The following is a 21,788-nucleotide window of genomic DNA, read 5'->3' as shown; positions in this document are numbered from 1 at the left end:
TTCACGACTCACCCCATTCGGGAAACTAGATTAATTAATCGAAGTTACAAACTCTCTAAGCATGAAAACCGAATAAAGGAACAAGGTCAACGTCATTGGAGTACTCGATTCAGAGCCCTAAACGCCAATAAGGTTCATTCTAACCTCAAGCCAAAATCGCAATATAAGCAACCAGCAGCAGTTAAATAAAACCAATTTCGGCTAACAACTCACGCGTTTCAACCAGAGGTAAACCTACAACGCCAGAATAACTGCCTTCAATTGCAGCCACAAAGCAACCGCCAAGTCCTTGAATGCCATAACTGCCCGCCTTATCCATGGGCTCTTTTGAAGCCACATAAGCCTCAATGTCAGCTGTCGATAAAGCGCAAAAACGCACTTGTGTTTCAACTAAGCGCACTGAGGTTTTTAAGATTGAGTCAGACTCGCCTGCTTTGTAGGTCAGTGCCACAGCCGTCATCACAGTATGCGTTCGGCCAGACAGTTCACTGAGCGTTTGCTTAGCATCGGCCACATCCAGCGGTTTGCCTAATATTTGATTTTCAAGCACCACGATAGTATCAGAACCTAATACAGCAGGCTGTGACATATCTGCGCATAATGCCAGTCCAGCTTGGGCTTTTTCAGCGGCTAAACGTCGTACATAATCCCTTGGCGCTTCGCCCTGTTGCACAGTTTCATCAATATCCGGTGCCACTTGCGTGAAACTAAACTCAGGACAACCGAATCCAATCTGTGCCAATAATTCTTTGCGACGTGGCGAAGTTGAAGCTAAAACTAAATCCACAGTTAACGAACCTTATAATGACGTCGAACCCGACGTAAAATCCAAAATATCCAAGGCCAGATCACTAATCCTGAAATCGCAGGTAAAAATAGATCCGTTTTGAAAACAGCCTCTTGCATCACAAATTCCACCCAGTAAATCACTAAGTGATAAATACAAATCAGTAGCATGATCACTAACGACTGCTGCCATTGAGGGAAGTTTCGCAAACGCTGGCAATGCAAGATAGCGATATAAATAACCAAAGACATGGCTAAAGAGCGCACACCTAAGGTGGCTCCCAATAAAATATCTAAGACTAGGCCTAAAACCCATGCGGTTAAGATGTTGTATCTGTGGGGTAATGCGATAGACCAATAGAGAACAATCATTAATAGCCAGTCTGGACGCCAAGCATCAACAGCACTTGGCAAAGGCATGATCTGGCTGATCACGCCGATAAATAATGTCACCCAAACAATAAAGCGCCCATTGGCGGCCTGAAAACTCATTAATGCACCTCAGCCACAGGAGGAGTGGTTTCCGTTGACGGTTTGGTCGCAGGCGCGGTCACAGGTTTAGAAGCCTCTGCAGGCGTGACACTTCCGCCAGCAGGAACAGCGCTATCTGCTTTTGATACATTATCGCTCGATGAATGATCCGCAGCAGGCACGGTAGGCTGACTCGGTAAAGTCACACCAGAATCGGGGGATGGCCAAATCAACAATAAATAACGAATACGATCTAACGCCGCTAAAGGCTGGGCGGTGACTCGAGCGTAACTTTGACCATCTTCAGTCAACACTTCCATAACCCGCGCGACCGGATAACCTTCCGGGAAACGATTCCCTAAACCTGAGGTGACCAGCAAATCGCCGACACGAATGTCGGTACTCTTGGCCACATGGCGCAGCTCTATTTCATCTAACTCACCCGTACCATTGGCAACAAGGCGCACATCATTACGGGTGATACGCACAGGTAATCCGTGTGATACATCGGAGAGCAATAACACCCTACTGGTCATTTCACTGACTTGTACCACTTGGCCAACAACCCCTTGGGCATCGACCACAGGCTGCCCAACAAATACACCACTGCGTGAACCATGGTTTAGCACCGCATAGTGATGGAAAGGATCGCTAGCAACCTCCAATACTTCAGCCACCATTTTGCGCGAATCAAGGTAGGCTGGTGAGCCCAACAGTGCGCGTAAACGTTCATTTTCTTGGCGTAAGTGTTCGAAACGCTGTAAGCGTTCACTCATCAGCAGTTGCTGCCTGAGCAGCTCTTTATTTTGCAACGCTAACATATTGCGGGTGGCAAAACTTTCAGACGACCAGTCAAGCGCAACACCGGGCACGCTCGCTAAATACTGCAATGGACTAAAGAAAGAGGATAACGATTGCCGTACAGGATCGAGGCGATGATTAGCCACGAGCAAAGCCACCGACAAAATAATTGCCAGTGTCAGACGGAATTGGTTTGAAATACCACGAACAAAAATTGGCTTCATAGGAAAGCTAAGGCGGTGATTAACCGCCCCATACCGAAGTTAAATTAGGTTTCTTCGGAGAACAGATCGCCGCCGTGCATATCAATCATTTCGAGGGCTTTACCACCGCCACGTGCTACGCAGGTCAATGGATCGTCCGCCACCATTACAGGAATTCCGGTTTCTTGCATTAATAAACGGTCTAAATCACGCAATAAAGCGCCGCCGCCAGTTAACACCATACCGCGCTCAGAAATATCTGAAGCTAATTCTGGTGGAGATTGTTCTAACGCCACCATCACAGCACTTACGATGCCAGATAATGGCTCTTGTAAGGCTTCTAAAATTTCATTACTGTTCAGTGTAAAGCTACGAGGTACACCTTCTGCCAAATTACGGCCGCGGACTTCGATCTCGAGCACTTCATCGCCAGGATAAGCAGTGCCGATAGTGTGCTTGATACGCTCAGCCGTAGCTTCACCAATCAAACTCCCGTAATTACGGCGGACATAGTTGATGATCGCATCATCAAACTTATCACCGCCTATACGGACTGAAGACGAATACACTACACCATTAAGTGAAATAATCGCGACTTCAGTGGTACCACCACCGATATCCACCACCATAGAGCCAGTCGCTTCAGATACGGGTAAACCCGCACCAATCGCAGCTGCCATTGGTTCTTCAATTAAATACACTTCGCGAGCACCAGCGCCCATGGCTGATTCACGAATAGCACGGCGTTCTACTTGAGTGGCACCAACGGGCACACACACAAGCACGCGTGGACTTGGACGAAAAAAGCTATTGTTGTGCACTTGTTTAATAAAGTGCTGCAACATTTTCTCCGTCACATAAAAATCTGCAATAACACCGTCCTTCATTGGGCGGATAGCTTGGATATTGCCAGGCGTTCTGCCTAGCATTTGTTTAGCTTCTGTGCCGACCGCGGCAACAGATTTCTGACCGGAGCCACTACGCTCACCACGTATAGCAACAACAGAAGGCTCATTGAGGACTATGCCTTCGCCACGAACATAAATTAATGTGTTAGCTGTACCCAAATCGATCGATAGATCATTAGAAAAAATGCCGCGTAGCTTCTTAAACATGTAACTAGCCTGTATTCTGTGGAGTCAGAAGAAAAGAAAAATCAGCTAACTTTATCAATGCCACCCTGATTCCACAAGACCGAGGAGGTTAACAATCGCTAATGAAGTGATTTTTTTTCAAATCGCCACGTAAAAAACAGTATTTAAGCGGAAAATACTGTTTATTGACGAAAATATCAGCAACAAAAAACGAGTAAACACACAATTCAGCAACAAATATCAAACTAAGGCATTGCATTTAGAATCTGTTACAAGCGTTTTCGTCGACTTCTAATAAGTAAAATGGCAGCCCATTTCAAGGGAAAGCCTGAGTTCAATTTAATGAGAGAAATAACTCAGATTAGTTTACCTCACGCCAATAGATTATTTTGTCATGCCCTCGATAACGACCAAAATACGCACTTGCCCGCGGTTCAGTGACCGCTGTTGGCGATACGCCATTCCAATTCCAGTACCATTCTAGCCATGGCTGCACATCCAAGGGCGCTGTCACTTGACCTCGGTATGGCAACCCACTTGTTGTGACGGCTTGCCAGAGCAACTCAAATTGGCCAACTTGGAATGTTGCAGTCCCGCCAGAACGCACAACACTTTGCCCCGCCACTAAGTCGGGATCAAAATTGTAACCCAGAGCGGAATGATCAACCTGCGAACCCAAAGCATACACTGCCGTTGTGCAGTTATCGGCAGTATTTAAGGCCCAGCTGCTGCCATTCCAATATTCGGCTCGAGTCGGCATACGCAGTATTTCTGTCTCAGGACCATAGGTGTTATCCATCACCACACGGCCATGACGAAGGGTTTGAGTGCTGATTTTCTTAGCATTACAGTTAGTGCAAGTGCCTGTAGATGCCGCATCCATGTCTGGTGAGGCCACATAGCTGTAAAGCCCATTCGGCCGAGGATCGTTATCCATCAATTGCACGCCAATATCGAGCAGCTCGAAGGGACCATCCTGATACAGATTCGTCGCCACATTTGGGGTCACCCGACTAAAGTTAGCTTGGTAAGAAGCATCGACCGTCGCCACACCTTGATTCCAACTTTCAGCCTTTATAGGTAAGGCACTTAAGCGACTCTGTAAATCGACACCATTATTGTTATTTTCTCCCACTAATTTGGCAGTGGCGAGGGAAAATGGCGGGAAATAGTTTTTCGTTATATCCCCCGCGATATTTAAAGCACTGAGCTCCATCGACATAGGGAACAGCTGATCCATATAGCTAAAGCCGCCACAGGCAGGTATGACCGATACGTTACTGACTAAAAATCTATCGGGCACAAAACGGCCAATATTAGCTGAATATCCAATTGGAATATTTAAGCTGCTTGCCGTCCCTAAATAATTTGGGCTCGCCTGCGCTGCAATTTGGAATACTCCAACTTCGCTGATGGTCTGATTGCTGATGGTATTGAGATTATTGGCCTGCGCCGAGTGGCTGTAGGATGCCACGCCTAACGCCCCATCAAGTCCGCCGTTGGCAATGCTTGGCGCAACGACTTTACTGGCAAGCTTCATCTGCGCATCACTAAAGTTAGGCGTGGGTAAGTTGCCCGAACAAAAGTCCGGATCGCCATCTTTTTCCCATGCCATCGCTTGCACCGTCATACCAAAGGTTTGACCCGCTTTACGATAAACATTACACGTCATATTCGCGCTTGAGCAGCTAGCATTGGCATCTACAGGCTTAACACACAATCCCGCTGGTACGCTGACAAATTGGTCTGAACCTGCCATGACTAAGCCCTGTTCATCACCAGTACCTGTATATTTTGCATCTAATTGTAATTTACCTGCATCAGGGTAATTGACTGAAATGCTTGCTTGTCCGTTGGTATCAAACAGCAGGTTCACCGCCGTAGGCAAGACACTCGAGGTGCCAATTGCCGTATTGTTGATGGTGACGGCTTTAGACGAGATAGGCGCGCTTGGCGTTTGGTAACTGCTCCAGAAATTCAGCGTTTTGGTCTGGCTTTGGAAGCTTGGGATACACTGCTTCGTCACATCGGATTTTTTCACCGCTTTGACTAACACTTGCTCGGGGCGATTCGCACGCTTATCGGGTACATCGAATACAAAACCACTGTCGGCAAAGGTGAGTGAACAATTGTTTTCACTCAAGCCACCATTGCCAATACGGCAAAGGGTTTTGCTTAAGGGTTTGGTGGTGGGATTAGAGCCCTTCACGCCTAAAGTCACTACACCGGGAGTATTTCGCCTCAGTTGCAGTTGCGCTGTGCCACCGCTAAAACTCACTTGATTACCGCCAACCCATACGCCATCTGCCGCAGAATCAGGTAATAAGGTTGCGCTAAGAGGTGCAGTAAAGAGTTGACTACAACTCGCATTTGCACAGGCTCTAATCGTTACCGTCTCAGCATTACAGGTCAGACCTTGACCCGTATGATCAAACTCAAAATGATCGATCTGAGCACCAATAGGATTCGATTTTAACGCACAAATTTGCACGTTATCGATTTCGTGGTTGTTATTTGAGCCCCCCGTTGAGCCCGTTAAAGACAATAAAAAATCACTTGGAATGGCCGCCTGACCATTTTGTGCTGCGGCGTTAAATGCGGGAACTAAAGTCACAAAACCAGAACCTGTATTACGCTCAATTTTCACAATAGATTGATTCGCGGCTTGCGAATCAATTGTGATTTTATACCTGTGTGCAGGCGACACATTATTGCCGTCTACCGCAGGCGATAAGCAACTACCGTTCGTATTAGTAGTGCCATTACTACAAGCGCCGCGTAAATAATTATACCCTGACGTGCCGACACCCGAACCGCGAACCGCAACGGACTGGCGTCGCTGACCGACATTAGAACTACCGCCTTCACCGGAGAAGTTACCGAACTCATCAATACCAAACCCAAGCCAACCACCCGCGAACCCATTAATACCAGGTTTATAACCGTAACCCAATGGACCGCCAAAGGCGCCAGGCTGCGGCGTTATAGAAGCATCCGATAACACTACCGCAATGCCGTCGGCACCATTGCCACCATAGGCATAGTGATCAAACTGGATCTCCACTAAGTTAGCTTTTCCAGGAAAGAGTCTTTGATAGGTAGATGCCGTAGATTGGTCAGATTTAGCTTCGTTTAAGCGTAATCGACCACTTCGAATAGATGGAGTAAAAGTGCCACTGCTACGGGAAACGACCCAATCACTGCTTAATGCACTTTGGGAGAAAGTGTCATTAAAACACTGTAATACCGGTACATAATCATTAATACGACCACTACTCATAACCAAATAACGGCTGGTGACTCGGCCATTGATAATCGAGTTATTATTTAGACTTAATGTTGCATCGCTATAAACTCGCCCATTGAGTACAGCATCACTATTTAGCTGAATATTGCTATAACCAATAATAAGAGCAGAAGCAGCATTATTTTCATTGAATTTACTGCCATTTAATTCAAACTGTTGCTTTATAAAAATGCGGACATTGCCTTGCAAAATCACCTTAGCATCTTGATTCAAAGTAAAACTATCTACCCAATAGTCCCCTTCAGGTAAAACGAGTGTCGCGCCGCCTCCAATAGCGATAGTGTTAAATCGATACTCATTTTGAGTTGCCGATAGAGTCAGAGTACAAGCAGAATAAAGCGAAACATTGCTAAACTGACTTTGCCCATTACCACCAAGCGTTAATTGCTCGCCAGTATTACAAGAACCATAACCGCCACCAGCACCACTACTCGATAAAAAAGCATTACTCCCAGTTAATTTTAAACCTCGAATATCACTGCCATCGATAGTGCATTTCCGCACTCCGCCTGTACCGTTATCACAACTGTTATTAGAAAGCCCACTGCCATCGTTACTCGAGCAATAATCTAATGCAGCACCACCAGTACCATTAATGATGCCATTACCATTTATCATTAATTGTGGCGATGATATCTGACGGCACACGTTTGAGTAATCACCATGATGCCCTTGAGCAACTTTGGCAAAAATCACACTCTGATCAATAGGGTCGAATGCCATCACTGACGAGGGAAAACTCAAAATAAGTACTGCCAATATGGCACGATAAAAAAGATTAATTCCCACGAGCTTCTACCTCAACTTGTCGGCTAACACGGGTCTCGCCGCTTTCACATACTGCTTTACTGTTGATTCGATATTGGGTGGTGGTACCTACCGCATAGGCTTTGCACGTCAAGGTCACAGTGCAGACATGGAAACCGGTTACATTAGGAGGATTCCAAGTGCTCGTTACAGGGCAAATGCCAACTGAACCATTTAATGGGAATAATGTTGCCAATGCGGCATCGGCGCCACTGTTCGCGGCGGCAAAGGCACGCGTCCCCCACACCTCCTGGGTTAATCCAGTATCCCCATCCTGCACAATATTGATCAGGGCTGACGCCAGTAGAAACATCACAGTGATCACAAATACGCCAATAATCAATGCACTGCCGCGTTGACGCGCAGGCAGAGCGTGAGAGGACGATCTTGATAGTGATGATCTGGATGCTGAGTTACGCCCTACCGAGCGACAATGTGAATTAAGGGGCATTGATCACCTGCACTTGATGTCGGTATTGGAACGTCTCACCATTTACATTAAACCGCGGTTGTAAATGCACCATAGCATTATTCACTAGGCTAGATGGCGTTAAAATCAGCGGTAAATCAGCACCATTATTTAAAACATTTGCCACACTTTGCGCCATTAGCACGCCCGAGCCCATAGTGGCAGGCATAGCGGCAGGATTTGGCTGAACGGCATTAAAGTTATAACCAGCATAACGCACGATTTGCAAATCATTACCGCTTGGCTCTTTTTCAAAACAATAACTCACAGGATTTGAACCAAAATAGATTCGCTGCCGTGGTGATGCTTCAGCAAAACGTGTTGGCGCAGTAAACGTCAGCGTCACTTGATGCTCCAAAGGGGAAGGCGAAGTCGCAATCGTTTTAACCTGTGCTCGTTTTTGTCGCGTACTGCTATACACATCGGCGTCAATCAAGGGATAGATCCAAGCAAATTGATTCACGCGAATCGCACTCGCGGTATTATCTAGAATAACTATCCCAGTACTCGCGGCGGCAGCTGGCACTATTGGCATAGTTAGATAAGTCGTGCTGGCTTCGATAGGCACAAACTCAACACATTGATAGGTCAGCGAATCGGTATTAACTCGCAGGCTATTAGGCAAGGCACTACGCAACTCACGGGTCATTCGCTCAACGGCAAAACGGCTCTGACTTAGCACTTGATCGACTGAACTCGACTCAACAAAAATCCGCGTACCAAAAATAATAAAACTACTCACCCCGACCACGAGAATCCCCAGAATCAAGATAACAGTGACCATCTCGACCAAGGTAAAACCTAGTGTGGATTTTTTATTAACCGCAGATAAAGGTGAGGCCATCAGTAATTACTCCTCACCATATTGTAAGTAATCACTTCGTTGTCGGGCGTAGTCACATTAATCGTCACTAGCTTAGTATTGGACACTGCGCCATAAGCAACGGTGACGCTTAAGCGATAGTTAGGATAAGCATTTGCATAGGTTTGGGTCGAATTGAGCATAGTCGCGGTTTCATTTAAGCCGTTGTAATCATCCACATCGTTAAAGTTGTTACGACTCTCACCGAACTCAGGGCCTAATGACGTTGAACAATTACTACCGAGCGGACTACCACAGGCTGGTGTGCCACCATTGGCATTAGTGTTTTGATCGTAACGTTTACCCCAGATTTCATTCATCACCGAATGTGCAAGCTCAGCACTGCGTACTCTATGTAAGGTACTGGCCGCACGATCAGCTTGGGGGAATAACATGCTGGTTAGCATCACTATCGCAATGGCAATCACCAGCATGCCAATCACTAATTCGATAAGGGTAAAACCCTGCTGTGGTTTGGCTTTTTTGGATGCTTTTACTGATGCTTTGCCCAATAGCAACCGAGGATTAATTCGCATAAATATAGCCCTCGGAGGAGACGTTAATCATCACAGTGTCATTAGCAATCACATTAATGCATGGCCCATTACAAGCCAACGAAGTGCTACCATCGATATCGAAATCGAGGCTGAAGTTGCTGATATTAGTACTGTTAGGGCCTACTAGCACTAATTGAGCACCACCTTGAAAAGCTTGGGTATAAAGCGGGTTTGGCGATAATGCGGTACCAGAACAAACCGCCCCATTTCGGGTAGAGAATTGACTCACTTGATAGCCAGTGCCAGAAACGGTTACACGAAAACACCTGTCGGTATTATTGAGCGCTTTTTGCTGTACTTGACGCAGCTCGCTAATGAACTCGTTACGTAAACTATACACACTGTAGGAAGACTGAGTAAACAGGCGTGGCAGTACAACCACAGCAAGAATTGAAATCAAGATGATGGTCGTTACTAATTCTACTAAAGTAAATCCGGCCTGTTTTGACATAGAGAAGTTAAGCATCGCTCGGGTTAATTGCTGATTTCAAGTGCTAGGTTCAGTTTCTGTCAACTATATGATTAACGCAAATAAATGTCGGTAAATTTGGCGGACTCATTTATTTAAAATCATGTAAGAACCGTATTTTATCTAAAAAAAAGGCCTGCTAGGCAGGCCTTTTCACATAAATTAAATTAACAACCATTATCGGTTAGAGTAATAGTCGGCAAAGCACCTGCACTTGCTGCTGCAGTGTAAACAATCTTACAGCTTGCTTCAGAACCAGTTGTAGTTACATCAGCAGGAGCGCCACGCTGCCAGATAGTCGCACTATTACCACTTGCATTTATAACCCAATCAGCAGCATCTTCACCAGAAGGTACTGCTGATGATGGGGAAGTTCCAGTATTAAACTTAACATCCATACCCTTTTCTAAAGCAGCCTTAGTTGCAGCCATATAACCATATACTACCGGAACATCGTCAGTAGCTGTCGCAGGAGTCCCTGCAACTGTATTACCGAGCACATCAACACTACCTGTATCTGCACCTTCAATACCGAGTAATGCCGCTTTTGAATAAACTAAGCTATTGGCACCTTGAATAGCCCCTTTCATTCCTTGAATTGTAGAAGCACGCGCATCACCTTGCAAATTAATAAACTTAGGCGCTGCAGTCACAGCCAAAATCCCTAATATAATAATAACAACCACTAATTCAATTAATGTAAAACCATTTTGCTTTTTCATTCTGCGAAACTCCATTAACACGCGGTAGCTACAACTAAATACACAGGTAATGTAGTGCTAGTTGCAGGTGTATATTCTAAACGGCAGTCTTCAGTGTCTTTCTTTCCCTTAGGAACAATAATGAAAGATGTAGCACTTTTGTACACAACCCCAAAGTCATTTACTGTGCCTACGGTGCCTGTTGCCAATGCATCAAATTTCATATCTAAAGCTTTTTCAAGGTTAGTCTGAACTGTTGCAGAATCAGCCCTGCTATTCAAGTAACCAAAGTCAGCAGTCACTTTAATATCTTCAGTACCATTTTTACCGATAATCACATTTTCATCAGCAGCTTTACCTAACCCCTGTATAGCAGCTTTTGAATAGACAAGAGTGTTTGCCCCCTGCAGCGCAGCCTTAACGCCTTCGACAGTCGACTTACGGGCATCTCCTTGCAAATTTATAAACTTAGGTGCCGCTGTGACAGCAAGAATACCTAAAATAATAATAACTACGACTAATTCAATTAAGGTAAAACCTTGTTGTCTTTTCATTCTTAATTACCTATTCAATAACTTTACAAAAAAGTTGATTAACTTAAGCATGACGCTTTAGTTTCTATGGTACAAATGGTGTTTGAGTGAAGCTTAATACTCTGCCTGTGCCTGGGTTATACACTATTCCCTTAGCACCTACCGTTGTTAAATCAGGGGCAGGAGTGGGTACACCATTCGTTTGATTTAACACCAGTGAAGCCACTTGGTGATAAACACATAAATCTAAACCTGCGACGACTGCGCCAGTAATTGAGTTAGCACTGCCGCCTGCGGCGTTAATAACACGAGCGGTATAACGTTGATTACGTGCATCTTGGTTAAATAATACGTTACGTGGAGCACTCTGCAACACAGTGTTAAACACTTCTTGGCAACTGGCATTTGTCATAGCTGTCGCACTGGTTACTGAAGTTCCCGTTGGATAGCCAAAACGTGTATCGACATTTACTGTGTTACCGTCGAGGATAACGCTGCTATTTTGACGCCCATCAACTTCCCACTGAGAACGCACAAAGCTAACTGCAGTCGATAAACCACCCGCAACACCGTCAACACTGGCATCTTCAGCATCATCGGTGACATTTAAGAATCGTGGAATCGCCGTTGCGGCGAGTAAACCCAAAATCACAATCACAATCACAAGTTCGATTAATGAGAACCCTGTTTGCTTAGTTTTCATATATATGTCCCCAGACCTCAGAAATTTTATTCTAACAGTTAAATCAATTTTAAAAAGCCATTGAGTTAACAATATTTTACGGAGCAGTCAAAAAAATGACCCTGCCAGAGTTCAGTTGATAGCCTAAACTATCGCCATTTTTAGACCGATAGTGGCAGCTATTATCCTTAGCCAAATAATCCGCCTCTAGACCTAAATTATCAGTTTCAGCGCCCATTAACTGTTGCCACAAATCTTGGCAGCCTTGATCATTTAAGTGCTTAGGTTGTGGCCATCCTAAATCATTGATATCGACAACACTCGACTCAGTTTCTGGGGAGGGATTATCAAATACCTCCCAGTTCAACTGCAATTGCGCCGGCTTACCCAAAGACAACCACTGGGAACGCACCATCACCAGCACATTTAAAAAACGGGCGTGTTCCACTTCCAATCCACGAGCCGCTATTTGCGGTAGTGTAAAAAAGTACTTAGCTCCGATCACCGCCATGATAACCAATACAATTCCAATGGCGATCATACGTCCATAGATATGTAATAGATCGCTTTCAGCCTTTTGCTGAGTCTGCATTTAACCTCAGTCCCACGTATAAGATAGGAAATAAATATTATCCATATCGCTTACTTACCGCCTTTGACAACATTGAGCATATCCCACATTGGCAGGTATATCCCCAAGGCTAACACTAAGACAATCACGGCCACAAAACCGATCAAAATTGGCTCCAATTTCGCGGTGAGGTTCTTTAAATCATAGTCTACTTCGCCCTCATAGAAATCTGCCGCATCATTGAGTAATTGATCGATTTGCCCCGTTTCTTCGCCCACAGCCACCATTTGCAGCACTAGTGGCGTAAATAACTTACTCTGATTCGATACCCTCAACATAGAGTCGCCAGACTCTATGCCACGGCGCATACCGACTATCTTGTCGTGCATATAGGCATTATCTACCGCGTCGGCCACTAAACTTAAGGCCTGCGTCATCGGTACGCCCGCACTGAGCATCATAGAGAAACTGCGACAATAACGGGCTAACGTCGAACGCTCAATAATCGACCCTACGGCGGGAATGTGTAACTTCCACTTATCCCACTGCTTCTCACCCTTTTCTGTATGGTGCCAGTAACGAATGCCAATGATAGTGCCAATCAGCGCCACCAACATCAGCGCCCAATAATTCACGAATAGATTTGATGTACCAATCAACACTTTTGTCGCCCACGGCAAGTCGGCGCCAAAGCGAGAAAACATCTCGGCAAACTTAGGGATCACCATGATATTGAGGATCACCATAGCGAGCGCAATCGCAATCAATACAAACATGGGATAACGCATGGCCGATTTAATTCGTCGCCGCGTCTCTTGCTCACGCTCGATATAACCTGAAAGTTGAATGAAGGCATCTTCTAACTTACCCGTGTTCTCCCCCACGTGCACCATAGAAACAAACAAAGAATCAAACACATCGGGATGTTGATTCATGGATGATGACAAGGGGCGCCCTGCGGTAAGCTGCTCAGAAATATCATTAAGCGCATCTTTCATTCGCTGGGAATGCGCCGTTTCAGATAAGCCTGCTATTGCCCGCAAAATAGGAATGCCAGAACGGGTCAAGGAGTACATTTGTCGGGTAAAAATCTGTAATTCTTCTAACGCGACTTTGCCACCAAATAACTTAGTCAGTGAGAACGACTTAGCCACTTTGGCGACTTTGACTTCAAGGGGGATAATGCCACGCGCCAATAGCATGTCAGCAGCGGCACTTTCCGACGCGGCATCCAATTGTCCCGTAACGGATTGACCTTGACCACTGCGTCCACGGTATTGATAAATTGGCATAATTACGCCTCAACGCCTTGTTGGCTGATAATATCCTTCGACAAAGGTATCTGAGATTCACTCACGTCTTCCACCAACTTAGCAACCTCTTCAATCGTCGTCATGCCTTCGCTCAGATATTGCAAAGCAGACTCTGCGAGTGGGGTGAAGTTAGGGCTCTGCAACGCGGCTCTGGCAAAATCCTGTGGATTACCAGTACGCATAGCATCGATCATCTTTTCATCTAGCTCGAGGATTTCAAAAATACCGATCCGCCCGCGATAACCACTGCCATTACAACTCTGGCAACCCGTGCCAATCCTAAAATTCGCATGGGTAAAATCTTTGCGGCTCACACTACTCAGCCAGGCTTTTTCCTGCGGTGTCGGTTGATACTCTACCCCACAGTTATGGCAGACACGGCGCACTAAACGCTGGGCAATAATCACCCTTAAGGCACTAGCAACTAAATAACTCGCAGCGCCCATATCGAGTAAACGCAGCGCACTTGTAACCGCATCGTTGGTATGCAAGGTCGATAGCACAAAGTGACCCGTTAATGCGCCCCTAAGACCAATCTCCACGGTTTCTTGGTCACGCATTTCCCCCACCATTATGATATCGGGGTCTTGACGTAAGGTGGTGCGTAATACATTTGAAAAGTTTAAGCCAATCTTATGGTTAACTTGTACTTGGTTGATCCGCGGCAATTGATATTCGACCGGATCTTCGACCGTGATGATCTTACGGTCGGCGGTATTGAGCTCACTCAAAATACCGTACAAGGTGGTCGTTTTGCCGCTACCCGTTGGACCTGTGACCAGTAGCATGCCGTGGGGACGTTTAATCTGTTTACGAATACGCGCCAAAATAGCAGGTGGCATACCGGTTTCGTTTAAGGTCAATAAACCCGCTGATTGATCGAGTAAACGCATCACCACAGATTCGCCGTGGTAAATCGGCATAGTCGACATACGCACATCGATATGATGACCTTTGATTTCCATATGGAAACGACCATCCTGCGGCAAACGTTTCTCGGAAATATCGAGACCCGCCATCAACTTAAGTCGTAATACTAAAGCCGCAGCAATATTAACTTCATTCAGAATCGTTTCATGTAGTTGACCATCGATACGCTGGCGAATACGTAAGGCTTTATCACCGGGTTCGATATGAATATCCGAGGCGCGCATTTGCACCGCATCTTCAAAAATCGACTGCAGCAACTTAACCACTGTGGTTTCATTGTCACTGTCACCCGACGTGAGGCTGGCTAAATCGAACATCTCATCGGCGGCGTATTCTTCTTCGAGCTTACCGGCAATCTGGGCAATTTGGTCTGTACGGCGATATAAGTTATCAAACGCTTGCAGCAGTTGCTGCTCGGGCGTTACCGCTAACTTCAAACGCTTAGGTGCGATAAGCATTTCGAGGTGATCGAGCGCCTGCAAATCCGCGGGGTCGCTCATTGCAACTAATACGCTATCGCCCCTGTCTTCAACCGCTAAAGCGCGGAAACGTCGTGCTTGCACCTCAGGAATAAGATGCACCACTTCCGCTGGGATTGGCATTTTACTGATATCCAGCAAAGGCACATTCAATTGTTGCGACAAGAACTGCAGTAACTGATGTTCAGTAATCGATTGCAAATCAATCAGAGTACGACCCAGTTTTTTGCCCGTATTGCGCTGCTCAGCCAACGCCTGTTGCAACTGCGCTTCAGTAATAATGGCTTCTTGAACTAACAGATCGCCCAAACGCATTTTTAATCTGGGTTTCATTGGCTATCTCCTAGCTGAGTCAAACGTTGTTCGATAAAGGCACTCGCTTGCGCCGATAAGCCTCTATGGCCTAAAGCAGTCCGATAGGCTTGGCGTGCTTGAGGAAATTGTTGCTGCGAATCGAGCGCATAGGCCAGCCCCATCCACCATTTAGCCTGTTGAGGTTCTTGTTGCAATAATTGTCTATAGGCTTGTTCTGACAACGAAAACTGTCCTAACTTTTGCGCCAAATCCGATTGTGCCATCCACTTTTGTCTCGCCAGTGAATGCGTGTCAGGTATGTTGGCTAACGTCACTAATGCGAGATCAGCCTGACCAGAGGCTTGCTGAACCCGAGCAAGCAATAAGGCAAAGTCTAACTGCTGTGGGAATAACAGCATGCCTTGCTGTAACACTTCACTGGCTTTGGCTAATTGACCTTGCCCATAATGCAGCGCAGCTAACTGCTTGCGCGCTTCATGCATGCTGGGATCAAAGCCTAATGTTTGCTCATAATAACTAATGGCATCTTTGAGTTTGCCATCCCTTTCAGCCTCATTCGCTAATGTGAACCGCTTTTGCGCCAGCTGCTTTGGGGTCAACTCCACCTCAGTAATCGCCATTTGCCCTTGCTGTTGGGGCGTGAGTCGATTAGTGCCTGCATCAGCTTTAACTTCTTGTACTTTAAGCTCATTGCTCGCGTTAAGTTCATTATCGGCGGCAACACTGGCACGTTCTGACATCATTAATGCAGAGGGTGCGGCAGCAGTGACCTCGGCGCTTCGCACACTCGATGTCACACGATTTGACTGTGAATGGCTTGGCTCGCTTGACGTATCAACTAGGTCATCTGCGAGTGCTGAGCTCTCATCTTGTTGTCGTTGTGACTCTTGTTCAACCTCATTTTCTGATTCAAATTCTTGCGGCGGATTAAGTACAACGTCGTCGACACTGGGCTCAAGTTCTTCACTCTTAGTCGTAAACTCCTGCGTAGTCGCAACGTTAAGCGGTTCTTCGACGACTTCGACGCTTGCTGAAGGCTGTCTCGAGGTAATCTTGTCTACCTGCACAGGCTCGATTTGAGTCTGAGTAGATTCATTTTGCCCATTTGCTTGAGCCGAAATAGTCGCTTCAGCAGGCTTTGCCATGAAAAGTTGCCAGCCATAAACCGTGCCACCACCGAATAGCAATGACACACCACAGAGCAGCAGCCCGTTAAACGGAGCCCGCCTGCGAGCTAAATATTGCACCTGTGGCTGAGCCACGTTGCTGAGCTCATGCCCCTGCTGACGCTTGTCGAGATCCTGCAGCATCTTGTTGATCACGCTCATACAACACCTCTGAAAAAGTGTTGTAATCCCAAACCGAAAGCCACTGTCATCAAAGTGAAAAAAGGCAACCATTTCCACGATAATAATCGGCGAACACTTGCATCTTCGGTGTCTTGAATTGCGGCTTTAACGTGGGAGGTTTGCACACGAGTAGCGCCTTCGCCGAAACTCAATAACAAGGCTTTATGGGCAAGAATATTGATCAATCTGGGGATCCCCCGGGACGCATAGGCTATCTGACGTGTTTCCCGTGATGTAAAGAGTGGTTCGCCCGCACGCCCAGCGATAGCTAATCGGTGGCGAAGATAAGCGTCGGTTTCATCCCATGTCAGTGGGCGAAGGTTGTAGCTAAAAGTAATCCGCTGTCTTAATTGCCTAAATTCTTGGCGTTTAAGCCTGTCATCGAGCTCGGGTTGCCCAAATAACACTACCTGTAATAATTTGCGTGTCTCGGTTTCCAGATTAGTGAATAACCGCAGCGCCTCAAGACTGTCGTCCGGCAATGCCTGCGCTTCATCGAGTACCAATACGATGGCGTGACCGTGGGTGCTCAAGGCTAAAAGCTGCTGTTGAATAAGTCCTGTGAGTTGCTGCTGATCGATATTGCTGGTGTATTTAAGGCCCAACTCACTCGCTACCGCCCAGCGTAATTCAGCTGGAGTGAGATAAGGATTAGGCAAATATGCGCAATGAAACTGACTCGGCAATTCGTTGATAAGCTTGCGGCAAATCAACGTTTTACCAGTCCCCACTTCCCCTGTCACCTTGATAAAGCCTTCGCCCGTTTGCAGCGCGGTTTGCAACACTTGCAAGGCTTCCACGTGTGGCGACAGGCCGAAAAAAAATCCGGTATTCGGTGTCAGTGAAAATGGAGGTTGGCTTAGGCCAAAATGCTTCTGATACATAGAAGCTTACTTTGTCTCCGGATACCAACGATCTAATAAGGTCTTAGAACGTTGTAGCTCAGTTTTCCAGGTATCAACACCAACTACCGTAGGTTTTAACAGAATAATAAGCTCGGTTTTCTTCTTCTGCTTACTACGGTTTTTAAACAATTCACCGAGGAAAGGAATATCACCCAACAAAGGTACTTGCGATACCACTTCAATGTTTTCACTCTTCATCAAGCCACCGATGATGACTACGTCACCGGAGGCGGCGCGGATGACAGTATCAGACTCACGAATTTCACTCTGCGCTAACGGTAGCTCCAACGAAGCGTCACTCACTTTGATGTCTTTAGTCTGCTCTTTCACATCGATAACGGATGGATGCACGTGCAATAACACATTACCGTCACTATCAATTTGCGGCGTAACGTCTAAGGCAATGCCCGAGAAAAATGGCGTAAGCTCGACTTGTGGAGTGGTCACAGGCGTTGTACCCGCAACTGTGGTCGATGAAACGTCGGTGACAAAGTACTCATCAGTACCGACTTTGATCACCGCTTTTTGGTTATTCGATGCAGTGACCCTTGGGCTAGACAGTACATCCACATCACCTTGGGTATCTAATAGGTTGATCATGGTCGTAAAGTCAGAACCTTTAATGCTCAACGAGGTGACACCACCCATAGCCGAGGTGATTTTATCACTTAAACCTGGGCCCGCTGATGTACCAAAATTCACATTAGTATTGCCAACATGTCCCAGCACATTATCCCATTGGATACCTTGCTGATAACCATCGGATAATGTGACTTCGAGGATCTTCGCTTCTAAAATCACTTGGCGTTGCAAATGACTTTCTGCGGAATTTAAGAAAGTACGCACTTGGCGTAATTCACTAGGAAAAGCACGAATGGTCACTAAACCCGCCTGCGGAGTAACAACAACCTGACGACCGCCACCCGTTTCGCCGATTATCGAGGATAATGTCTCTTTTAACTCTCCCCAAAAATCTGTCTTAGTACGCGAACGGATAAAAGTACCGTTGCTACTATCGCTACCGCCATTACTGCTCGAGTTATTGCCATTACTGCTGTTCGAGTTATTGTTATTATTCGAGCCGCTATTGTTTGAATTGTTATTGTTCGAATTACTATTGGAATTATTGCTATCCGAAATCCGTCCTGAACTCACTGACGTCACAGATAAGCCATCGCGTTCCATATAGAGATAATTCAGCGGAAACGTCTCGGTACGCATTCCAGCAGGAAACACTCTTAGGATGCGCCCTTCACGACTGACTTCGTAGCCGTAGATATCTTCAACCACTTGAATTGCTTCAGTTAACGTCACACCTTTAAGGGATAATGAGATCGTACCTTGCACGTCAGGATGTACGGCGACACTCAGTGGTGTACCTTGGACTAAGCTTGGAAAAAATACTTTAGCATCAACATCGTGGGCTGATACATCGAAACGACGCTCAGTTTCCAATGTGGGGGTCAAACCTGATAGCAATGCGCCTGAATTCAATTCCCGCTGAACCGCGTCCGGCATAGTCGCAGGCGGTGGCGTCGTTGATGCCGTTGCCGTCGCCATTGAGGCCGCTAATTCCGCCTTACTCGCCTCCGGCTGTGGCCTATTTGTGGTCTGACACGCCACAAGGCAAAGTGAGAGCAGAGGTGTAAAGTATTTAATCGCTTTCATCTGAGGTGTATTCCCTATCTCTCTGTTATTGCTTGAAACAATGTCAATTTCCGTCCATCGGACAGCGATACATAAGTGGGGGTAATTTTAACGATACTCAGCCCCTGAACGCTGTCGCCAACAGACAATATCTTGTTATTTATCACAGCATAAGCCGTGTTTCCTGAGCTTACTATGCTGTTAAGTACAAGCGCCTGATCCTGCATTTGACTCGCATGACTCTGCACAGCAAAGCCTTTACCGGGCAAAGTCGGGTCGCGCAGCGATTCAGCAGACACCATAGGGCTACTAACCAATAACAACACACTGATAATATAAGACTTATTTAGAAACACTGATAAAGTCCTTATTAATACTCAAGGTATAAAGTTCAATCTCAACGGTCGCTTTTGGATATTCCGCGACTTTATAGTCGAGACGTTTCCAATAAAGTTTATCTGGCATGGCCTCAACGGCTTCAACAAAGCGCAACACAGAAAAATAATCGCCCTCTAGACTTAAGCGAATACCATGGCTATATAGATTGAGTTTTTTCTCTTCACCCACAGGTAACAAAGGGATGGGCGCTATCGACATAAACTTAATTAACTTAATCCCTTGCACTTGTCCTAGTAAATTACCCAGCAACTGCGGCATATAGTCAGCCGGCACCATATCCACCATCTGCTCATCGAGCTGGGCATCTAGGGCTTGATTCTGTTGCTGCAACAGCACTAAACGCTGTTGGTAATCTTGATTGGGATCTAACGCTAAACGTTGCTGATACAAGTCAATCTGCTGAGCCGAAATCGCGTTTTCCTGCTCTAAGGCTTTTAGCTGTTGTGAAACAGCCACATGGGTTTTCCACAGGGACTCTAAGGGTAAATAACTCAGCATGCCGACTACGGCCAGAATGGCGACTGAGATCAACACTCGCTCACGGCGACTTAGCGCATCAAACTGTTGTCCTAATTGGGCTAACTTTTGCTTCATTGCGCGGCTTCCTCCTTGTTATCGCTTTTCAAGGTAAAGGCCAAAGGTTTATCTTCACCGCGATCCATGCTCATCGACGAGAAAGCTTGCCCCTTTAAAGTCTGCGTAGTTTTAAGTTTGCCAATCCACTGCGGAATGCTTTGAGGATGGTCGGCAAAACCTTCGAACATAAAATCTTGCTCATTAATGACGATATGACTAAGCCAAACACTCGCATCCGACACGACGGCTAAATCTTTAAGAACTGGCGCAAAACCACGGCTAGTTAAAGAAGTCCTAAGACTCAATTCTCCCATGAGTAATTGCTTCAGCTCTAACTGTTGTGCCGCTAAATCGACTCGCGCAACAAGATCGACATCGGGTTTACGCGCAGCAATTTGTGCTTCTAATGCCTGTTTTTGGGTATCGAATTGCTGCTTTTGTTGGGCAGCCAACTGCTGTGCCTGTTGTAACTCACTGACTTGCCAATAGCTATAACCACCTAAAACCGCAAATAAGATCGCAAAAACCAAGGCGTAGGCACTTAAACGCGCAAAGGTTAATCTTTGCTTCGGGGGCAATAATGAAGGAGTGTAAAGATTGACTCGGTATTTAATCACTCAGTACCTCGATAAAATTCGGCAAAGGCTAATCCCGCCATTCGCGCGCCAACACAGCTTTTATCAATGACATTCACAGCTTGATTGAAGTTTGCCGAGACTAACTTAGCTAAAGTATCCACGGCACCATCGGCGAGGAGTTCGATAGAAGATACCGGAGCCTGTCTCAATTGACTTTCAAAATAATCCATAGAGCGCTGAATTTCTAAGCTTAAATTGTCTGCCATGCCATAACTTAACTCATCCGCTTGAGTCTTATCCAATTGAGTAAATCCGCGCACGCGACGCTGCATATACAGCTGACCTTGCTTAACCACAGTCAGTAGCAATTCTTGACCGGGATTATGGCTTACCACCAGACGCGCTTGGTTGTCATCATTAAATAGGTTAGTCACGGCTAACTCTTCGATACTAATACCGAAAAGCTGTAAATCTTGTTCATGAATGGCCTGCACCATACTCACTAACTTAGCTTTATCCACCACCACAACATTGATTTTATTACTCGGAATGGGTGACTCAAAGTAATCCAAATGGATTTGCGGTACAGGTAGCGTGACCATGTCTTTAATTGACCACAACAAGGCTTGGGATAACTCGACAGTATCGACATTCGGTTTATCGGTCAGCAGTAATTGATAAAGGCCGGAAGCCAAAATCAGCTGTAACTGTGCATTGGGAAAGGATTTAGCCACAGCAGCAAACGCCAATGACCAGTGCTCATCTTTCAGCTCAAAGGGTAACCACTGCTCAGCATTTTCTTTTTGGGCAGGTGCGTAAACCCATAATTTATCGGCGCAGACATAGACACCAAGGCTAGTCGGTTCTGTTCTCTTCTGCCAAAAGGCTAATCGACCTATAAGACTTTTTTCCATAAAGATGCCTATAACCAACTGAATTTAAAAGCTTGAGTAGTCTCTTTCGCACAAACTTCCTGTCACTCCA

22 protein-coding genes are annotated in these 21,788 nt (G+C 46.0%); all 22 read right to left on the bottom strand.

Features of this window, described 5'->3' with window-relative positions; translation table 11 throughout:
* Positions 1 to 181 precede the first annotated feature (181 nt).
* The 22 genes from L5M40_RS10250 to L5M40_RS10145 all read right to left on the bottom strand — a co-directional run bounded on the left by L5M40_RS10250 (position 182) and on the right by L5M40_RS10145 (position 21,718).
* Positions 182 to 787, bottom strand: a complete 606-nt coding sequence (locus L5M40_RS10250) for a Maf family protein (RefSeq protein ID WP_263176108.1) — start codon at positions 785 to 787, stop codon at positions 182 to 184.
* Between the two features lie 2 nt (positions 788 to 789).
* Complete coding sequence (gene mreD / locus L5M40_RS10245; protein ID WP_105251286.1) at positions 790 to 1,278, bottom strand: rod shape-determining protein MreD; 489 nt, start codon at positions 1,276 to 1,278, stop codon at positions 790 to 792.
* On the bottom strand, positions 1,278 to 2,282 hold the full coding sequence (gene mreC / locus L5M40_RS10240; protein ID WP_263148058.1) for a rod shape-determining protein MreC: 1,005 nt from the start codon (positions 2,280 to 2,282) through the stop codon (positions 1,278 to 1,280). Before mreC ends, mreD begins: the two co-directional genes overlap by 1 nt.
* A gap of 44 nt (positions 2,283 to 2,326) precedes the next feature.
* The gene (locus tag L5M40_RS10235; RefSeq protein ID WP_105251284.1) at positions 2,327 to 3,376 is read right to left on the bottom strand and encodes a rod shape-determining protein; all 1,050 of its coding nucleotides are present in this window, start codon (positions 3,374 to 3,376) and stop codon (positions 2,327 to 2,329) included.
* A gap of 340 nt (positions 3,377 to 3,716) precedes the next feature.
* Positions 3,717 to 7,451 (bottom strand): DUF6701 domain-containing protein, encoded by a 3,735-nt coding sequence (locus L5M40_RS10230; RefSeq protein WP_263176109.1) that lies wholly within the window; start codon positions 7,449 to 7,451, stop codon positions 3,717 to 3,719.
* The gene (locus L5M40_RS10225; RefSeq protein ID WP_263176110.1) at positions 7,441 to 7,920 is read right to left on the bottom strand and encodes an MSHA biogenesis protein MshP; all 480 of its coding nucleotides are present in this window, start codon (positions 7,918 to 7,920) and stop codon (positions 7,441 to 7,443) included. The genes L5M40_RS10230 and L5M40_RS10225 overlap by 11 nt, the downstream gene beginning before the upstream one ends.
* Positions 7,910 to 8,782, bottom strand: a complete 873-nt coding sequence (locus L5M40_RS10220) for a PilW family protein (RefSeq protein ID WP_263176111.1) — start codon at positions 8,780 to 8,782, stop codon at positions 7,910 to 7,912. Before L5M40_RS10220 ends, L5M40_RS10225 begins: the two co-directional genes overlap by 11 nt.
* Positions 8,782 to 9,336 carry a type II secretion system protein gene (locus L5M40_RS10215; protein WP_263176113.1) on the bottom strand — a complete coding sequence of 185 codons (555 nt, stop codon included), beginning with the start codon at positions 9,334 to 9,336 and terminating at the stop codon, positions 8,782 to 8,784. The genes L5M40_RS10220 and L5M40_RS10215 overlap by 1 nt, the downstream gene beginning before the upstream one ends.
* The gene (locus L5M40_RS10210) at positions 9,326 to 9,823 is read right to left on the bottom strand and encodes a Tfp pilus assembly protein FimT/FimU (RefSeq protein ID WP_263176114.1); all 498 of its coding nucleotides are present in this window, start codon (positions 9,821 to 9,823) and stop codon (positions 9,326 to 9,328) included. The genes L5M40_RS10215 and L5M40_RS10210 overlap by 11 nt, the downstream gene beginning before the upstream one ends.
* A 170-nt stretch (positions 9,824 to 9,993) precedes the next feature.
* A complete protein-coding gene (locus tag L5M40_RS10205; RefSeq protein WP_263176115.1) occupies positions 9,994 to 10,548 on the bottom strand; it encodes a type II secretion system protein in 555 nt (184 codons plus the stop codon).
* A gap of 14 nt (positions 10,549 to 10,562) precedes the next feature.
* Positions 10,563 to 11,081: a type II secretion system protein gene (locus L5M40_RS10200; protein ID WP_263176116.1), complete on the bottom strand. Its 519-nt coding sequence runs from the start codon at positions 11,079 to 11,081 to the stop codon at positions 10,563 to 10,565.
* A gap of 64 nt (positions 11,082 to 11,145) precedes the next feature.
* Entirely contained in the window at positions 11,146 to 11,763 is a 618-nt protein-coding gene (locus L5M40_RS10195; protein WP_105251278.1) for a prepilin-type N-terminal cleavage/methylation domain-containing protein, read from the bottom strand.
* Between the two features lie 76 nt (positions 11,764 to 11,839).
* The gene (locus tag L5M40_RS10190) at positions 11,840 to 12,334 is read right to left on the bottom strand and encodes an MSHA biogenesis protein MshF (protein ID WP_263176117.1); all 495 of its coding nucleotides are present in this window, start codon (positions 12,332 to 12,334) and stop codon (positions 11,840 to 11,842) included.
* 50 nt (positions 12,335 to 12,384) lie between these two features.
* Positions 12,385 to 13,605, bottom strand: coding sequence for a type II secretion system F family protein (locus L5M40_RS10185; protein WP_126491075.1), 1,221 nt, complete (start codon positions 13,603 to 13,605; stop codon positions 12,385 to 12,387).
* Positions 13,606 to 13,607: 2 nt separating this feature from the next.
* Positions 13,608 to 15,368 carry a GspE/PulE family protein gene (locus tag L5M40_RS10180; protein ID WP_263176118.1) on the bottom strand — a complete coding sequence of 587 codons (1,761 nt, stop codon included), beginning with the start codon at positions 15,366 to 15,368 and terminating at the stop codon, positions 13,608 to 13,610.
* Complete coding sequence (locus tag L5M40_RS10175) at positions 15,365 to 16,678, bottom strand: tetratricopeptide repeat protein (RefSeq protein ID WP_263176119.1); 1,314 nt, start codon at positions 16,676 to 16,678, stop codon at positions 15,365 to 15,367. Before L5M40_RS10175 ends, L5M40_RS10180 begins: the two co-directional genes overlap by 4 nt.
* On the bottom strand, positions 16,675 to 17,583 hold the full coding sequence (locus L5M40_RS10170; RefSeq protein ID WP_263176120.1) for an ExeA family protein: 909 nt from the start codon (positions 17,581 to 17,583) through the stop codon (positions 16,675 to 16,677). The genes L5M40_RS10175 and L5M40_RS10170 overlap by 4 nt, the downstream gene beginning before the upstream one ends.
* Positions 17,584 to 17,589: 6 nt before the next feature.
* On the bottom strand, positions 17,590 to 19,272 hold the full coding sequence (gene mshL / locus L5M40_RS10165) for a pilus (MSHA type) biogenesis protein MshL (protein ID WP_263176121.1): 1,683 nt from the start codon (positions 19,270 to 19,272) through the stop codon (positions 17,590 to 17,592).
* A gap of 14 nt (positions 19,273 to 19,286) precedes the next feature.
* Positions 19,287 to 19,607: an MSHA biogenesis protein MshK gene (locus L5M40_RS10160; protein WP_263256617.1), complete on the bottom strand. Its 321-nt coding sequence runs from the start codon at positions 19,605 to 19,607 to the stop codon at positions 19,287 to 19,289.
* Positions 19,594 to 20,244, bottom strand: a complete 651-nt coding sequence (locus L5M40_RS10155) for an MSHA biogenesis protein MshJ (RefSeq protein WP_131523452.1) — start codon at positions 20,242 to 20,244, stop codon at positions 19,594 to 19,596. Before L5M40_RS10155 ends, L5M40_RS10160 begins: the two co-directional genes overlap by 14 nt.
* Positions 20,241 to 20,843, bottom strand: a complete 603-nt coding sequence (locus tag L5M40_RS10150; RefSeq protein WP_263256616.1) for a fimbrial assembly protein — start codon at positions 20,841 to 20,843, stop codon at positions 20,241 to 20,243. Before L5M40_RS10150 ends, L5M40_RS10155 begins: the two co-directional genes overlap by 4 nt.
* Positions 20,840 to 21,718, bottom strand: coding sequence for an MSHA biogenesis protein MshI (locus L5M40_RS10145; RefSeq protein ID WP_105251268.1), 879 nt, complete (start codon positions 21,716 to 21,718; stop codon positions 20,840 to 20,842). Before L5M40_RS10145 ends, L5M40_RS10150 begins: the two co-directional genes overlap by 4 nt.
* Between the last annotated feature and the right edge of the window lie 70 nt (positions 21,719 to 21,788).

The organism is Shewanella sp. SM68, from assembly GCF_025653925.1.
In the GTDB taxonomy this organism is placed as follows: Bacteria; Pseudomonadota; Gammaproteobacteria; order Enterobacterales; family Shewanellaceae; genus Shewanella; species Shewanella oncorhynchi.
Note: the sequence above shows the minus strand (reverse complement) of the source record. Positions and strands in the feature narration are given on the sequence as shown.

What these genes read in the sequence shown, in the direction of transcription:
- L5M40_RS10185 (WP_126491075.1), bottom strand. Translation starts at nt 13,605, where the DNA reads ATGCCAATTTATCAATACCGTGGACGCAGTGGTCAAGGTCAATCCGTT.
- L5M40_RS10210 (WP_263176114.1), bottom strand. Translation starts at nt 9,823, where the DNA reads ATGCTTAACTTCTCTATGTCAAAACAGGCCGGATTTACTTTAGTAGAA.
- L5M40_RS10200 (WP_263176116.1), bottom strand. Translation starts at nt 11,081, where the DNA reads ATGAAAAGACAACAAGGTTTTACCTTAATTGAATTAGTCGTAGTTATT.
- L5M40_RS10225 (WP_263176110.1), bottom strand. Translation starts at nt 7,920, where the DNA reads ATGCCCCTTAATTCACATTGTCGCTCGGTAGGGCGTAACTCAGCATCC.
- L5M40_RS10155 (WP_131523452.1), bottom strand. Translation starts at nt 20,244, where the DNA reads ATGAAGCAAAAGTTAGCCCAATTAGGACAACAGTTTGATGCGCTAAGT.
- L5M40_RS10145 (WP_105251268.1), bottom strand. Translation starts at nt 21,718, where the DNA reads ATGGAAAAAAGTCTTATAGGTCGATTAGCCTTTTGGCAGAAGAGAACA.
- mreC (WP_263148058.1), bottom strand. Translation starts at nt 2,282, where the DNA reads ATGAAGCCAATTTTTGTTCGTGGTATTTCAAACCAATTCCGTCTGACA.
- mreD (WP_105251286.1), bottom strand. Translation starts at nt 1,278, where the DNA reads ATGAGTTTTCAGGCCGCCAATGGGCGCTTTATTGTTTGGGTGACATTA.
- L5M40_RS10205 (WP_263176115.1), bottom strand. Translation starts at nt 10,548, where the DNA reads ATGAAAAAGCAAAATGGTTTTACATTAATTGAATTAGTGGTTGTTATT.
- L5M40_RS10180 (WP_263176118.1), bottom strand. Translation starts at nt 15,368, where the DNA reads ATGAAACCCAGATTAAAAATGCGTTTGGGCGATCTGTTAGTTCAAGAA.
- L5M40_RS10235 (WP_105251284.1), bottom strand. Translation starts at nt 3,376, where the DNA reads ATGTTTAAGAAGCTACGCGGCATTTTTTCTAATGATCTATCGATCGAT.
- mshL (WP_263176121.1), bottom strand. Translation starts at nt 19,272, where the DNA reads ATGAAAGCGATTAAATACTTTACACCTCTGCTCTCACTTTGCCTTGTG.
- L5M40_RS10175 (WP_263176119.1), bottom strand. Translation starts at nt 16,678, where the DNA reads ATGAGCGTGATCAACAAGATGCTGCAGGATCTCGACAAGCGTCAGCAG.
- L5M40_RS10220 (WP_263176111.1), bottom strand. Translation starts at nt 8,782, where the DNA reads ATGGCCTCACCTTTATCTGCGGTTAATAAAAAATCCACACTAGGTTTT.
- L5M40_RS10215 (WP_263176113.1), bottom strand. Translation starts at nt 9,336, where the DNA reads ATGCGAATTAATCCTCGGTTGCTATTGGGCAAAGCATCAGTAAAAGCA.
- L5M40_RS10190 (WP_263176117.1), bottom strand. Translation starts at nt 12,334, where the DNA reads ATGCAGACTCAGCAAAAGGCTGAAAGCGATCTATTACATATCTATGGA.
- L5M40_RS10195 (WP_105251278.1), bottom strand. Translation starts at nt 11,763, where the DNA reads ATGAAAACTAAGCAAACAGGGTTCTCATTAATCGAACTTGTGATTGTG.
- L5M40_RS10170 (WP_263176120.1), bottom strand. Translation starts at nt 17,583, where the DNA reads ATGTATCAGAAGCATTTTGGCCTAAGCCAACCTCCATTTTCACTGACA.